The sequence below is a fragment of the Roseateles hydrophilus genome, assembly GCF_026712245.1.
Taxonomy (GTDB): domain Bacteria; phylum Pseudomonadota; class Gammaproteobacteria; order Burkholderiales; family Burkholderiaceae_C; genus Pelomonas; species Pelomonas hydrophilus.
In genome coordinates this window covers 67,166-82,563 of the sequence record NZ_JAPPUY010000003.1, presented here as the reverse complement: position 1 = coordinate 82,563, position 15,398 = coordinate 67,166, and the positions used below count along the sequence as shown (strand labels likewise).

Here is a 15,398-nt window from a genome sequence, read left to right as displayed (position 1 = left end):
AGGAATCGCTTTTGGTGCGTCATCACGAATGCTGCGCACGAAATCGATGTTGGCATCCTAGCACTATCACGCTAAGATCTGCAACATGAACGATGCCGCACTAAAAACAAGGCTGGGCGATCTGGCGCACATCCGTGCCGGACACCCCTTTCGAGGCGCGGTTGAGGCGGTTCCTGAGGGCGCGGTCGCCGTTGTCCAGATGAAGGACATCCTGCCTGGCGGGGGTGTCGACTGGTCGTCGGCGGTCCGTACGGAACTGGTGGGGCGCAAGGAGCCGGACTGGCTGAGCGATGGCGACCTACTTTTCGTGTCGAGGGGCAGTCGGTACTTCGCTGTGTGCGTTGATCCGCCCCCGGCGCCTGCAGTCTGCGGGCCTCACCTGTTCCACCTGACGGTCAAGGCTCGCGAGCTGCTGATGCCGGAGTTCCTTGCCTGGGTCGTTGGGCAGGGCCCGGTGCAACGTCAGCTCCTGCAGGCGGCCTCTGGATCGCTGCAACTCAGCGTGACCCGGCAAGCGCTCGAGGCCCTCGAGATCCCGCTGCCATCGCTTGCGACGCAACGGGTCGTCACAGATTTGGCTGCCGCAGTTGCGCGTGAGCGCGCCGTTCTGACGGCCCTGATCCAAAACCGCGAGCTTCAGCTCGAAGCGCTCGCCTCGGCCCTGGCGAGCGGGCAACCCACGAATCTCACCTGAGAGCACAGATGACTGAAATCACGAACGTCAGCCAAGACGACATCAACGCCGCTGTCTGGAACGCCTGCGACACCTTCCGCGGCACCGTCGACCCCAGCATCTACAAAGACTTCGTGTTGACGATGCTGTTCTTGAAGTACGTCTCGGACGTCTGGCAAGACCACTATGACGGCTACAAGCAGCAATACGGTGATCACCCAGAACTGATCGCGGAGATGCTCAAGAGCGAACGATTTGTGCTGCCTTCGGACGCGAGCTTCTACGCCCTGCACAACCAGCGGCACAGCCCTGGCAATGGTGAGCGCATCGACAAGGCCCTGCACGCGATCGAAGAGGCCAACATCACCAAGCTGCGCGATGTGTTCCAGGACATCAGCTTCAACTCCAACAAGCTGGGTGACGAGCAGCAGAAGAACGACATCCTCCGCCACCTGCTGGAGGACTTTGCCAAGCCCGAACTGGATCTGCGCCCTAGCCGCGTCGGTCAGCTCGACGTGATCGGCAATGCCTACGAGTTCCTGATCAAGAACTTCGCCTCCACCAGCGGCAAGAAGGCCGGTGAGTTCTATACCCCGCCCGAGGTCTCGACGCTGATGGCCCGATTGATGGCGCCGAAAGAGGGCGACGAGATCTGCGATCCGACCTGCGGCTCCGGCTCACTGCTGATGAAGTGCGGCCGCTTGGTCCGCGAAAGCACGGGCTCGCGTAAGTACGCGCTCTATGGCCAGGAAGCAATCGGGAGTACCTGGGCCCTTGCCAAGATGAACATGTTCCTGCATGGCGAGGACAACCACCGCATCGAGTGGGGCGACACCATCCGCAACCCGAAGCTGTTGGATGGCGCGGCGAGCCTGAAGCACTTCGACATCGTCGTTGCCAACCCGCCCTTCAGCCTGGAGAAGTGGGGCTTCGAAGGCGCCGACGCCGACAAGTTCAGCCGTTTCCGCCGCGGCGTGCCACCACGCACGAAGGGCGACTACGCCTTCATCCTGCACATGATCGAGACCATGAAGCCCGGCACCGGCCGCATGGCTGTTGTGGTGCCGCACGGCGTGCTGTTCCGTGGCGCAGCCGAGGGGCGCATCCGCCAGAAGCTGATCGAAGAGAACCTGCTGGATGTGGTGATCGGCCTGCCAGAGAAGCTCTTCTACGGAACGGGCATCCCCGCCGCCGTGCTGGTGTTCCGCAAGAACAAAGCCGACGAGAAGGTGCTGTTCATCGATGCCAGCCGCGACTTCGAAGCCGGGAAGAACCAGAACGTGCTGCGAGAGGCCGATCTGCAGCGCATCCTGGACGCTGTCGCAGCACGGCAGCCGGTGGCGCGATATGCGTACCTAGCCACGCCCGCCGAGATCGCCGAGAACGACTTCAACCTCAACATCCCGCGCTATGTCGATACCTTCGAGGAGGAGGCGACGATCGACCTTATGGAGGTGCGTCGCGAACGCGAGCAGCTCAAAGCCGAGCTGGTACGGCTAGAGCTGCAGATGGACGCCTACTTGAAGGAGCTCGGCTATGTGTGACGGCCTGCCTTTCGCGAAAGCCGTTCGCCGTCGTTTTGTGATGGGGAACTCCGATGCTCCCTGATGGATGGCGTGAGACCACGTTGGCTCAGATCGGGAAGATCAAGTCTGGCGGTACGCCCGAACGAGCCCAGCATGAACGGTTCTTCGTCGGTGGGCGTTGGCCCTGGGTAAAGACAATGGACCTAACCAATGACGTTGTGGTCACCACGGATGAATTGATCACCGACGCAGCCTTGGCCGAATCACCGTGCCGCCTCTTTCCCGCCGGAACCGTGTTGGTGGCAATGTATGGCGGATTCAAGCAGATCGGCCGGACTGGCGTGCTGACGGTGGAGGGCGCTGTCAACCAGGCGATTTCTGCGATTGAGTTGGATCGTGAGCAAGCGGACCCGATGTACGTCTTGCATTGGCTCAATAGGCATGTCGGTCTCTGGCGGAGCTATGCGGCCAGCAGCCGAAAAGACCCAAACATCACGCGAGATGACGTTTGTAGTTTTCCGATCATGCTTCCTCGGCTGCCTGAGCAGCGACGACTGGCGGAGGCTTTGTCGACTTGGGATGACGCGATCAAGCGGATGAAGGATCTCCTTGCAAACCGTACCCTGCAGTGGCAAGCGTTACTTGCCATGACGCTGCATTTGCCGCCTGCCAACCCGAGTGCGGACGGTGGCACGGACAACGGCGGCTACCCAGCTTCGGTTCAGCCGGGCATTCCGACGCTGCCGCCAGCGCCCGAGGGATGGACGCGAATCTCGCTCAGCCGTCATCTGGTCGAAGTACGTAGGCCTGTCTCGCTGAGCCCGAACGAAGCCTATCGTCTCGTGACGGTGAAGCGTTCGCGTGGTGGCGTCGAGTTGCGCGAGATCCTGAGCGGCAGCGAGATCAAGACGCCGACGCAGTTTTTCGTCCGCGCCGGCGACTTTCTGATTTCCAAGCGGCAGATCGTGCACGGTGCTTGCGGCATCGTGCCCGCCGAGTTGGACGGCGCAGTCGTCTCCAATGAATATGCGGTGCTGAACAGCGACGGGCAGATCGACCTGCGCTTCCTGCGCTACCTGTCAGAGTCGCGCTACTTCCAGCAGACCTGCTTCCACTCGAGCATCGGCGTGCATGTCGAGAAGATGATCTTCAAGACCGAGCGCTGGCTGAAGTGGCCGTTCAACATTCCGCCGCTGCCCGTCCAACTGCGCATCGTCGAGGTGCTGGACACCGCGAGGCGTGAAGTGGAACTCATCGCGGCGCAGATCGAGCGGCTCAAGCAGGAGAAGGCTGCGCTGATGGCTGACCTGCTTACCGGCAAGCGCCGAGTCCGTCTGCCTGCCGCCGAGACCACGCCATGACCGCCGTCGCGCCCAACTCGAAGGAGCAATACGCCGCGCACTTGCCGGCCTTGCACCTGCTGTGCAACCTGAGTTGGAACTTTCTGACCACAGCCCAGGCGCTGGCGCTGCGCGGCAGCACGCGCGAGGTCATCCTGAGGTCGCGCTTGGTCGAGGTGCTGCAGACTCGGCGCTACGAGTACAAGGGACAGTGGTATCCGCTGTCTAGCAGCGGCATCGAGCAGATCGTGCGGGAGCTGTCGGCGCTCAGCCTGGCCGAAGGGCTCATGCCGGCCAACGAGCGCCTGTACGGCAAGCTGGCTCTGGGCATCACCGTCACCGAGTTCATGCCGGATGGCAAGAAGCACCAGCCCACCATTGCGGTGATCGACTGGGGCGATCCTTCTTCGAACCGCTGGGACGTGACCGAGGAGCTGGAGGTGTTGTCTGCGCAGGGCACGCACCACCGAAAGCCAGACGTGGTGGCCTACGTGAACGGTATCCCGCTGGTGGTGATCGAGGCCAAGCGCCCGGAGTCGGGCGGCGGCAGCCACCCCTCCAAAGCGATGGTGCAGGAGGGCATCAGCCAGCAACTGCGCAACCAACGCCCAGACGAGATCCCCAACCTCTTCGCGTACGCCCAACTGCTGCTGTCCATCAGCCAGACCGAGGGGCGCTACGGCACCACCCACACCGCTGCCAAGTTCTGGGCCAAGTGGCGTGAGGAGGAGTTCGACGACGCTCACCTGCAGGCCGTCAAGAACGCGCCATTGCGCCCGGACGTCGGCACCGCGTTGTTCGAGGGCAAGCCCGCATCGCTTGCCACCTACTTCGACACGCTCTGGAGCGCGCCGATGCAGGCCACTGAGCAGGATCGGTTGCTGGTGAGTCTGCTGACGCCGTCCCGCCTGTTGGAGTTCCTGCGCGGCTACGTGCTCTTCGACCGCAAGGTCGGCAAGATCATCGCGCGCTACCAGCAGTTCTTCGGTATCCGCGCACTGCTGTCGCGCATCAGCCAGAAGAAGCCTGATTCGCAGGGTGGCGGCCGCGAGGGAGGCGTTGTCTGGCACACCACGGGCTCTGGCAAGAGCTTCACCATGGTGTTCTTGACCAAGGCCCTGCTGCTGGTCGAAAGCCTCAAGGAATGCCGCATCGTGGTGGTCACCGATCGCGTGGATCTTGAAACCCAGCTCTCGCGCAATTTCATGACGGGCGGGGCCTTCGGGTCGAGCATCGCCACGCAAAAGGATGGTGAGCGCAGCCGCACCCTGTCCGGTCGTGACCTGGCCCAGCGCATCGGCAAGGGGACCGAGCGGATCACTTTCACGCTCGTCCACAAGTTCAACACGGCGTCCAAGTTGCCCGAGTGCCGCAATGACTCGGCGGACATGATCGTGCTGGTCGACGAAGGACACCGAAGCCATGGCGGCGAAACCCATGAGCGGATGAAGAAGGCATTGCCGAAGGCGGCTTACATCGCCTTCACGGGAACACCGCTGCTCAAGGACGAGAAGACCTCCAACAAGTTCGGCCCCATCGTGCACGCGTACACCATGCAACGCGCGGTGGAGGACGAAACCGTTGCGCCGCTGCTCTATGAAGAGCGCGTGCCGGAACTGGACATCAACGAAGAGGCTGTCAACCGCTGGTTCGACAAGATCACCAGCAACCTCAGCGACGCCCAGCGCAGCGATCTGAAGCGCAAGTTCGCAAAGAAAGGCGCGATCTATGGCGCCGCCAACCGCATCGAACTGATCGCCTGGGACATCGCGACCCACTTCAACGAGAACATCAAGAAGCTGGACCTGGGTCTGAAAGGTCAGGTCGCAACCGACAGCAAGCTGGATGCGATCCGCTACAAGAAGGCGTTGGACGAGACGGGACTGGTGACAAGCGCGATCGTGATCTCGGCCCCCGACACCCGCGAGGGCAACTCGGAAGTCGACGAGGACACGCTGCCCGAAGTCCAAAAGTGGTGGAAGCAGGCCATGGCCACCTGCGGCAACGACCCTGAAGCCTACGAGAAGCAGGTGATCGGTGACTTTGGCACTGACGGAGCGCCAGACCTGCTGATCGTCGTGGACAAGCTGCTGACGGGCTTTGATGAACCCCGCAACACGGTGCTGTACATCGACAAGCCGCTGAAGGGCCACAACCTGATCCAGGCCGTCGCGCGGGTGAACCGCCTGCACGACGCAAAGCGCTATGGCGTGCTGGTGGACTACCGCGGCATCCTGAAGGAGCTGGACACCGCCATTCGTGCCTATCAAGACTTGGAGTCGCGGACGCAAGGTGGGTTCGATGTTCAGGACCTCGAAGGGCTGTACCACCAGTTCAGCACCGAGTACAAGCGCCTGCCGGCGCTTCACGAGCAGCTGTGGTCCTTCTTCAAGTCGGTCACCAACAAGCTGGACCGCGAGCAGTACCGACAGGTGCTCGCCCCTCGCTTTGTTAAAGACACGGACGGCACCGAGTACGACGAGCGGCAGAAGCTGCGCGACGATTTCTATGACGCGCTCACCGCCTTTGGCCTGTGCCTTCAGACGGCCCTGTCTTCGCGGAGCTTCTTCGAAGACAAGAGCTTCTCAGAGGAACTGATCACTCGCTACAAGAGCGACCTGCGCTTCTTCACCGAACTGCGCCAAACGGCTCGCCGAGATGCCATGGAGACGGTGGACTACAGCGTCTACGAAGAGCAGATCCGCAAGCTGGTCGACAAGCAGGTCATCGGTACCGAGGTGCGCGACCCCGAGGGCGTCTACCTGGTGCACCAGTTGGGCCAGGCCGAGAAGCCCGAAGACTGGTCGGAAGAGAAGACCCGCAATGAGACGGACATGATCCGGACGCGGCTGCGGAAGACCATCGAGCAAGAACTCGCTGAGGATCCGTACGCACAGAAGGTGTTCGGTGAGTTGCTGCGCCAGGCGATTGCCGAGGCGGAGGCAATGTTCGACCACCCGCTGAAACAGTACGCCTTGTTCAAGTCGTTCGAGGAAAAAGTGGCATCACGGGCGACGCCCGGTACGCCGGATGAGCTGGCAGCCAACTCACATGCCAAGGCCTACTTTGGTGCCATTCGCTTGGTGCTGGGTGAAGACAGCTTTGCCGCTCTGGAATCCCAGGCCCTTGAGCGCTTGGTGCAGCAGTCCCTGGCCATCGACACCGTGGTCAAGGATGCAGTCGCTGAGAACTCACTCAACCCCCAGAACATCGAGGCAGCGATTCGCAAGGGGCTGCTGCCACGGCTCTTTGGCAGCCTGGGGCTGGACAACGCCAAGCAGGTGGTGGAACAGGTCATCCAGATCACCCGCATCGGCCTCAGCAAGGCTTGACCATGGAGACGTTGGGTTTCGATGGTCAGCACCGAGTGGCGTACGGTGATGAGCAGATTGCTTTCACGTTGCGGCGGCAAACCACACGCGTTGTTCCGCGGGTAGCGATCCACGTTGAGCCAGATGGCCGCGTGCAGGTCGACGCGCCTCCGTCAACCCCGCTGGCCGATGTGCTGGCCGCGGTGCGTAAGCGCTCGCGCTGGATCAGTCAGCATGTCGCCGCTGCCAGGGCGCGGATCGCGCATGTGCTGCCGCGCGAGTACGTGAGCGGAGAGTCCATCCACTACCTAGGCAAGCGCTATCGACTCAAGGTCGTGGTTGAACCAGCGAGCGCCGCCGAGGCAAAGTTGCGTGGTGCGTTTGTGGTGGTGAATGTGCCTCGCCACGACGTCGATCAGATACGCGCGAGTATCGATGCTTGGTATCGCGAACGGGCTCGCGAGGTCTTCGCGACACGCCTCAAGGTCGTCTCCGAGCCGTTGCGGTGGGTTCGCCAGCTGCCATCAGTTCGCTTGCAGTTCATGACCCGACAATGGGGTAGCTGCTCCCCATCAGGTCGACTGACCCTCAACCCTTGGCTGGTGGCCGCACCGCGCGAGGCGATCGACTACGTGTTGCTGCATGAGCTCTGCCATCTAAGACATCACAACCACAGCCGTGCCTTCTACCAAGCGTTGGCGCGACATCTTCCCGATTGGGAGCGGATCAAACTCCGGCTTGATGAACAGGCAGAGATTTTCCTGCGTCGGTGAGCTTCAGCCTGGGGTCGGCGCTCAGGATGAGGCCCTCGTCTAGGCAAGGCAGCCAGTCACACGCGCGCCGGTAGACGATTGCCAGTAAGCGTCCTGGCAAGTCATATTGATCCGCTGAGCCGTGCCTAGGATGCCTGGACTTGCTCATCGAGTAGCCCCCGATGCAGAGTTGTCCACGGCGGCGGGCGGGCGGCGCCTGCGACGAACGCACGTAAGCGCCCAGCAAAGTCATGTTGACCCCCGGCCGCGTCAAGACTTAGCTGGCAAAGACGTCAAGTTCCAAGGTCAGGCCAAGCCGTCCAATTGCCGTCTGAAGTTCAGGGGGTCAGTTCAGTCGTTGATGGACACGAGCATCGGCGACCGCGACTGCGACCGCGACAGGTTCGCGCGGCCGGCTGCAATGAATCGAAAATCGGTGACAACTTGGTTGGAATACGTACCTTCCCTAGGCGGATCCGCCCCAACGGCTCCTAGACCTCGTCAACGAGCTATTGGAAGCATGGATCCTTGCAGCTACTGCGACTTCATTGCTCGCACCAGAGTCTGTCGACGGAACTCCACGCGATCGGCCTCGGCTCGAAGAGTCTGCGCAATAAAAGACACGACCTTCATTGCGCTCGACTTCATGTGATTCGGCATCGAGCCTCGTCTCAAAATGAGCAAGCCAAGGTCCAAGTCCACCTCCTCAACGCGCTCTCTGCTGTTGTTCGGTCCAACAAGCCGCTCAACCGCATAAGCCTGACGTCTAAGTCGGCGCGGGGTGTCGATGTCCACGATCGAACGCAGCTCTGGCTTTGATAGACCTTGCTCTCTCATTGCGCGCAGTACTGCGTCGAGCTGCTTCGCGTGGCTGGGAAAGTACCTCGCCGCTGATCCCTTGCCGGCGGCTTTGTTTACTAGACCCAGCTCGATCAGTTCTCTTAGCAGTCGGTGATCGCAGCCCCCGCGCCTCGCGAGTTCGACTGATCCAAACGCCTCAACGGGATCGCTCGACTTAAGCGGGCCGAGTGCCGCAAGCGAGCACGAATCTGGTGCGAGACTGCGACGACTTGCCATGATCAGCTTTTTCCTTTCAGGTTTGTAAAGCTATACAAAAGGTGGAGCTTCTACGAGGGAATGCAACCCGCCGCCTCTCTATGTGAAATGCGCTTCGAACGAAAAACTGACGCAATTCTTCGACCTTGCCAGCCTTCAATCAAGCGGACTCTCGCCGAGTCGACTTGAAGGTCTGTTTGTCTGCGCACCGAACGTAGCTAGTCTTGATCGCTATGTGTGCTCAGAATTTGCGGCAACTGCCGTTGTTTTTAGTTCAAGCGAGGGGCCGCCTCGGTCTCAGCCAGCAGGCGCTGTCTGAGAGGACGGGTGTACTTCAAACGACGCTCTGCGCTTTGGAGCGCGGTCGTCGGTCAAATCCGGGGCCAGCTCTTCGAGATGCGCTCAAACGTGGCCTAGAACTTACAGACGTCGACCTCACGGCAATGGCGGTAGCCGTCGAACACGATCGTCTCGTGGCCGAGGTGGGGCGAGGGCTTCTGAGAAGCGCAGAGCCGCTGGTCTCTGCGGTTTTGCTTGCTGCCAACCAAATGACAGACGCAGAGCGAGAAGGTCTGCTGCGGCGCGTTCAACGCGCCATCCGTACACAGGAGGAGCACAGCGCTCTGTTGCGCGAGCCTCCCGTGCCTGCTTACGGGGAGGAGGTCGACATGACCTAGCAAAGAAAAACGGCGAGTCCTCTTCAAGAGCAACTCGCCGGGTAAGTCCAGGGCAAACCCCAGACGTCTCAACACTAAGTATTAGAGCCCGGACACCTGGCGTCAAGACCGCACGATGTATGCGGTTGGAGTTGCTCGTCCCTACTGAGCGCGAACCGCGCTCAACGATGAACACTCAGGAGTCCATGATGACTGTTGCGCAGCAACCAAACCAGACCGCAAGCGCGGTCGAAGCTCTTCTCCGCTCACTGATTTCGACCCGAAAACCGCGGCCGGTCGTCACGCCACGCGGGAGGCGGGCGCGCGGCTTTCAGCCTTCATACAAGCAGGCCTTCTCCAAGTCATCGTTCCCGCGATTCGAATCTCTCGTCGAGGATGATGTGTTACGAGTACTGGAAGTCGCGGCTTCAGTAAGTCGTTTTGTCACCCAACCGTACGTTGTCGATCTGTCGGATAACGGCTATCGACATGACTACACGCCTGACGCTGAGGTTACCCTGCAGGGTTCCGTAGCGCTTATGGAAGCAAAGGGCGACCACTGGCTAACCGTTGAGTCGGCACGAACGACTCTGGCAAGAAACGCGCGGCGGCTGAAGACACTTGGGATTCCCTTCCTGCTCTTGCTCGAAAGCGATGCTCGGCCTTCCGGGCTGCAAGTCGAATTGAAGCTGCTGCTTCGCGAGCGCCCGGCTTGCAATCCCCGTCGTCGTGGTCTTGACCCGACCCAGTGGGACCCCTCGGGAACAGTCCAACCGACAGGACACCAGCTTCGGCGCTGGCGGGACGCTCAGAAGGAGTGTGACGCCCTGCTCGATCGGGTTATGCGCCGTGACCCGGATGAAGTCCTTGCGCGATCCAATGCCTAAGGAGGAGAGGCATGAGCTCAAGCTTCTATCTTCGGAAGGATCAGCGAATCTTCATCGACGCTGCGGAATACACCGTTGTCCGAGCCGACCACGCAGGCGAGACGATGCTGGAGTCGTCAGCCAGCGGCTTGCGGCAGATTTACACCGCCTATCAGCTAGTCCAGATGTACACGGAAGGGCGTGTCGCGACGGCCTCGGAGCAGCGCGCCCAGCAAGCACCTGATCTGAAGCGCAAGCGACCACCGGCCCGGATGGATGGTATGTCGGCGCGGGCAAAGGCGGAGACTCGACGCAGGCTGGATATCCTGATTCGCGTTGACAACGCCAACGGCTTCAGCATGTCCCGAGAAGACATTGAGGTTCTGCTGCGGGACATCGCCAGGGACCGGAAAGATCCCTTTCCGCCACATGTCTCCACCGTCTATCGTTGGCGGAGGAAGTATGAGAAGGCACAGCGCGATGTGCGTGCCCTGTTCTCTTGCACCGACGAGCGCGGCGGGCGCGGTGTTTCGAGGCTGGGTCCCGAAGTCGACCAGAAGGTTGACGAGGTCATCGATGAACTCGTGCTCGCTCGCCACGCCTTTTCGCCTCAAGAGGTGCAGGAGGCCGTAAAGCTGCGCATTGATCTTCTCAACAAGGAGAGGAGCCAGTCCGAGCAACTGACCGCACCGTCGTTGCGCACCATCCAGCGGCGCATTGCCAGTGAAGGCCTCTACGACTTGCTGGTGGCCCGCGTTGGCATGGAAGAGGCGTTGCGCCGCTTCTCTGTCCGTGGCGCAGCCCGCCGTGTCGGGCGCATCCTGGAGATGGTCGAGATCGACCATACGCCCGTCGACCTGTTGGTGGTCGGTGAAGACCGCCAGGTGATCGGCCGGCCGACGCTGACGGTGGTTCTCTGCCGCAAGAGCCGCGCTTGCCTCGGTTACTGCTTGAGCCTGGCCGGCCATGGTGTTCCGACGGTTTTTGCCGCCCTGCGTCATGCGTTGCTGCCCAAAGACTATCTCGCCGAGCGCTATGGCGACCTCAATCTGTCCTGGCCGATGCACGGATGGTTCGAGCGCATCGTGATGGACAACGGTCGTGAGTTCCACGCCGATGCCATCGCTGACGCTTTGCTGAGCCTGGGAATCGCCGTAGAGTTCGCGGCCTCGAAGAGTCCGAACGACAAGCCTCATATCGAGCGCTTTTTGCGCACACTGAATTACGGACTCATTCACACGCTGAAGGGCACGACGCTAGCGAAAGTGCACCACCGAGTGGGCTTCAAGAGCGAGGATGAGGCCGTGCTCACGTTGGACGAGCTTGATCGGATCATTCATGTCTGGATCTGCAACGTCTACCACCAGCGTCCGCACCGTGGTCTTGCTGGCAAGACACCGTTGGAGGTTTGGAACAGCGATGTGTTGATTTATCCGCCGCAGCTGAAGATGAGTCCGCAGGAGGTCGACTACGAGTTCGCCGACGTCGAGGAGAAGCCGATTCATCACTACGGCATCGAAATCAACACCTACAAGTACAACTGCGCGGCGCTGCAGGACCTTCGGAAGGCGCTTCCGATGGGCGCCAAGGTGCACGTGAAATGGCCGCGCTGGAACGTTGGTCACATCTTCGTCTGGAATTCGATCAGCCAAGCGTTCATCACGGTGCCGAACAACCGGGAGGACCTGAAGGGCCTGTCCTTGGACCAGGCGCAGGCGGTCAAGGAGGCTGAGTCTGCGCCACGGCGCGACCTCGGTGTTGTTGCGGGTCGTGGCAGCGAGACCATTCGCAAGTTGGAGAAGGAGGCTGCCGAAGCCACCCAGCTCAAGAACCGCCGCAAGAGCGGCCGACTGGGGCAACACACGTCGGACAAGTCGCGAGGGATCGCGCCTGAGCCCGTGCCTGTCGCTCCGATGGCCGAAGAGGCAGACAACGAGCTCGTGACGGCACCCGACGATGGGACCGAGTTCGACGAGGTCGAGATGGAGGTCGTGTCGTGAGCGCCAAACTCGAGCCAACCGATGTCGCTGCTGTCCTTGACAGGAAGGCACTCTGCGCAACAGTCAGACGCCGCATTCGTCGCAGCTTCGGTCACTTCCCTCAGGTCAAGAAGGTGCTCAGGCGCCTTGGAGACCTGCTGAAGTACGAGTGCGACGGCGAAGAGCCCGAGTGCCTCGTCTTGCTTGGCGAGACCGGTGCGGGCAAGACCACGCTTTTGGAATACTTCCGGGACAAGCATCCGCCGATTCATCATGACGACTTCACGGAGGTGCCGGTACTCTACTTTCGCGTGCCCAGTTCCTGCACCAAAAGCGCACTCTACGCTGGGCTCTTGACGGCGCTGGGGTCTCCCTACGCAAAGGCAGGCAACGAAGCGGACAAGCTGGAGCAGTTGCTGACGCTTCTTCGGGCCTGCAAGGTCCGACTGATCCTGCTCGACGAATGCAACCACTTGGCCGATCGTGGTGCGCAGAAGACCCACTACTCGATGGCCGACGGTCTCAAGGAGTTGCTGGGTAGGGGGCGCTGCCCGATGGTCCTGGCCGGCACGCCGTCTCTTGCGGATTTCGTCTGGCTGAACGAGCAGATCTCCGACCGGTTCGGCGAGCGGATCACCTTGGAGCCTCTTTCCATGGAGCCTGCTCGGCAGAAGGACTGTCTTGCCGTCATGAATGGCTTTATGAAGCTGCTCGACGGCATGCAGGCCATTGACCTGACCGGAAAAAAGGTCGCCACGTCGATGGTTTACGCGTCCGGCGGTCGCCTGCGTGGCATCCGACGACTGCTAGTTCGGTCGGTGGAAATCGCTGAAGGTAAAGACAGCCTGGAGATCAACAACGCCGTTCTGGAGCAAGCCTTTGCCGAGGTCGTCTTTCCTGGTGCTGAGCCGAACCGAAATCCGTTCTCCCGACGCTTTAACAAGGCGCCGCTAACAGGGCTTGGTGAACCTTACGGCAAGCGTGGAGGGAGGTCCTCATGAATGTGGCTCAAGTTCAGCCTCTCGTGCGCAGGCAACTGGGGCCTGATGAGTGGTCAGAGACCTACCTCGCTGACCTGGTTCGGCGGCACGGGGTAAGGCAGCCGTGGAAAAACCATCTTGACCAGATCCGTGGGGCACTGCCTGCGACGGCCAGCGCGGGGCATTGGCGCGAAGAGCCGTCCACAGAGCCCAACGAGCGCGTCTTGCGCGCCGACGGTATCCCCCGCTATGGCGGTCACCTGCCACCGGCGTGGTCTGTATCGGATCGAGCTGGTCGCATCCGCTACTGCCCGATGTGCATCAGCGAGCAGCGCATCATTTGTGCAAGATGGCGCATTACGGCACTGTCCGTTTGCACGCTTCATGGCTGTTGGTTGAAGGATGACTTGGTCGAGCCGGCAGTGACCGGAAGCTATAGCGATCCTGGGCGGATGCGGCTGGCGGAGGCGACGACTGAAAAGTTGCTTGCTGGAGCGCACTGCCCGTTGGCCGGTCATGAAGTCGTCAGGGCGACGTGGGGCAGCTTTGAGCGCAAAGCCACTGAGTCGACGGATCCGAGTGGAAATCAGGCCCTCGCCCAGCAGCTTGCCTGCGCCATGTTGCTGTGGCGGCTGCTGACCGGCATGGCGACGGTCCACAGAAGGCAGGTGGCAAAGCGCCGCAAGGTGTGCCTGATCGAAGACGTCGGGGAGGTCGTTAGGGCGTTGGGCCTGTGTGTCGATCCCTCAGTGGATGGGATCGCCCGAACCTTCCGACAGATCACATCCAAGACCTACCTGCTTGCTGCGGAGCGTGTCATCGCTCACACGATCGAGGAGGAGGCCAAGACTAAATCGCTGCTGTCATTGCTTCCATTGAGGAGTCTGCATGAAGCCGCCGTTGCAGCAGACCCGGCTCTGGAGATTCCAACCAAGCCCGGTGCGCTCGTTTTTCGCGAGGAGAAGCAGTCGTACTACAGCCGTAACGAAGCCTTGGAGCGGCTTGGGATCGCCGAGCCAGCGCTTAGTGCCTGGGTCAGGCGCGGTGTGATCAAAGACGTGATCACACGTCAGCTCGGCCGCAAGCCGTTTGTTTTCCTGTCCCGCACGGAAGTCGATCGCCTTAGCCGAGAACTGAACCGTCTGGTGCCCGTTGAGCAGTTCATTTCGGAAGTCTCGATCGACTGGTCAGCCTACTTCGCTTTGCGTCGTGGGGGACTGCTGAATCCCATCATCCTGGGGGATGTGCGCCATCTGATGCGTCCCAACGTTACCGCGACACAGTTGGCCTTCGAAAATGCCGCGAAGCCTGCAGAGCGCCACGACGCAGGCGCGATGCCGCTGTTCAGCGAGCAATGCGTCAAGGCGGCGGGCGGTCAGGGAGCGTTTGTCGACCTGCTGAAGGCAGTGCTTGGGGGGCGGGTGGCGTTAGCACGTGACCTGAGTCGACCCGGGTGGTCGTCGTTCTTGCTGCCCACGGAGTCCCTTGCCGCGCTTGCGCATGCGAGGCGGTCCAGCTGGACACGCCGGTTCAAGCCTGCACTTGTCGAGCAGGCGTCACTTTTCGAGGAGGCCCCATGCCTGCTCTGAACCAAGACGCCAGTTGCTGGTCGAGCCCCCGTCCGGGACTGCTCGTCCGCGTGACGCCGGCGCCAGGGGAGAGTGCACAAGGCTTTTGGTTGCGGGAAGCCGCCTGGAACGGGCTGAACCCAAGGTGGACTCGCAAAGCGGCGGCAAGCGGCCTCCATTCCCGCGCCCGATTGTGCGCGGCCTGTTTGAGAGAGATCGGGATCTGGAAAAGCGAATGGCTCGCTCCGGACTGCTTCTCCTGCGCAGTGCATCAGCTTTGGCTCGCTGACCGGTGCGATAAGTGCCTGCAGGACCTGCGCTGGTCGTCCGTGAGATACGAGCACTGCAGATGTGGTCGCGACCTTCGGCTCTTGCCCCAGACCCCGCTCCCATTGCGCCTTGCGTCGGGCATAGATCCATTGCCTCAGGAGGTCTTGGATTTCGTGGGCTCACTGAGTCTGCACGGTCTGGACGGTAAGCCTGGCAAGAAGGCGAGTCGAGTTGACGTTGCTTCGATCGCAACTCGCACAGTAGCCGGACTTGAAACGCTCAATAACGCCGAAGCAGGCATGGCCGATCTCCTTGATCGCATACGCGTTGCCCCTTCATCCTTGGGAACCGTGCAGCTTCTGAATGAAGCATTCCCGTCCTTGAAGCGACGGATTGAGGCGCTGCCGGACCTTGTTTGGCG

General features: G+C 61.2%; 10 protein-coding genes. All 10 read left to right on the top strand.

The annotated features are described in order from the left end of the window. Positions 1 to 85: 85 nt before the first annotated feature. The 10 genes from NYO99_RS12050 to NYO99_RS12010 all read left to right on the top strand — a co-directional run bounded on the left by NYO99_RS12050 (position 86) and on the right by NYO99_RS12010 (position 14,728). A complete protein-coding gene (locus NYO99_RS12050; protein WP_268167451.1) occupies positions 86 to 694 on the top strand; it encodes a restriction endonuclease subunit S in 609 nt (202 codons plus the stop codon). An 8-nt stretch (positions 695 to 702) separates the two neighbouring features. Next, complete coding sequence (locus NYO99_RS12045) at positions 703 to 2,217, top strand: type I restriction-modification system subunit M (protein ID WP_268167450.1); 1,515 nt, start codon at positions 703 to 705, stop codon at positions 2,215 to 2,217. Positions 2,218 to 2,270: 53 nt separating this feature from the next. Beyond that, the gene (locus NYO99_RS12040) at positions 2,271 to 3,560 is read left to right on the top strand and encodes a restriction endonuclease subunit S (RefSeq protein ID WP_268167449.1); all 1,290 of its coding nucleotides are present in this window, start codon (positions 2,271 to 2,273) and stop codon (positions 3,558 to 3,560) included. After that, on the top strand, positions 3,557 to 6,871 hold the full coding sequence (locus tag NYO99_RS12035) for a type I restriction endonuclease subunit R (protein ID WP_268167448.1): 3,315 nt from the start codon (positions 3,557 to 3,559) through the stop codon (positions 6,869 to 6,871). Before NYO99_RS12040 ends, NYO99_RS12035 begins: the two co-directional genes overlap by 4 nt. Positions 6,872 to 6,873: 2 nt before the next feature. Continuing rightward, positions 6,874 to 7,623 (top strand): M48 family metallopeptidase, encoded by a 750-nt coding sequence (locus NYO99_RS12030; protein WP_268167447.1) that lies wholly within the window; start codon positions 6,874 to 6,876, stop codon positions 7,621 to 7,623. A gap of 1,268 nt (positions 7,624 to 8,891) precedes the next feature. Next, positions 8,892 to 9,335 carry a helix-turn-helix transcriptional regulator gene (locus NYO99_RS21395; protein ID WP_422395498.1) on the top strand — a complete coding sequence of 148 codons (444 nt, stop codon included), beginning with the start codon at positions 8,892 to 8,894 and terminating at the stop codon, positions 9,333 to 9,335. A gap of 188 nt (positions 9,336 to 9,523) precedes the next feature. Continuing rightward, entirely contained in the window at positions 9,524 to 10,201 is a 678-nt protein-coding gene (locus NYO99_RS12025; protein WP_268167446.1) for a hypothetical protein, read from the top strand. 11 nt (positions 10,202 to 10,212) lie between these two features. Further along, positions 10,213 to 12,180, top strand: coding sequence for an integrase (locus tag NYO99_RS12020; protein WP_268167445.1), 1,968 nt, complete (start codon positions 10,213 to 10,215; stop codon positions 12,178 to 12,180). Further along, positions 12,177 to 13,160 carry a TniB family NTP-binding protein gene (locus tag NYO99_RS12015; RefSeq protein ID WP_268167444.1) on the top strand — a complete coding sequence of 328 codons (984 nt, stop codon included), beginning with the start codon at positions 12,177 to 12,179 and terminating at the stop codon, positions 13,158 to 13,160. Before NYO99_RS12020 ends, NYO99_RS12015 begins: the two co-directional genes overlap by 4 nt. Beyond that, positions 13,157 to 14,728: a TniQ family protein gene (locus tag NYO99_RS12010; protein WP_268167443.1), complete on the top strand. Its 1,572-nt coding sequence runs from the start codon at positions 13,157 to 13,159 to the stop codon at positions 14,726 to 14,728. The genes NYO99_RS12015 and NYO99_RS12010 overlap by 4 nt, the downstream gene beginning before the upstream one ends. Positions 14,729 to 15,398 lie beyond the last annotated feature (670 nt).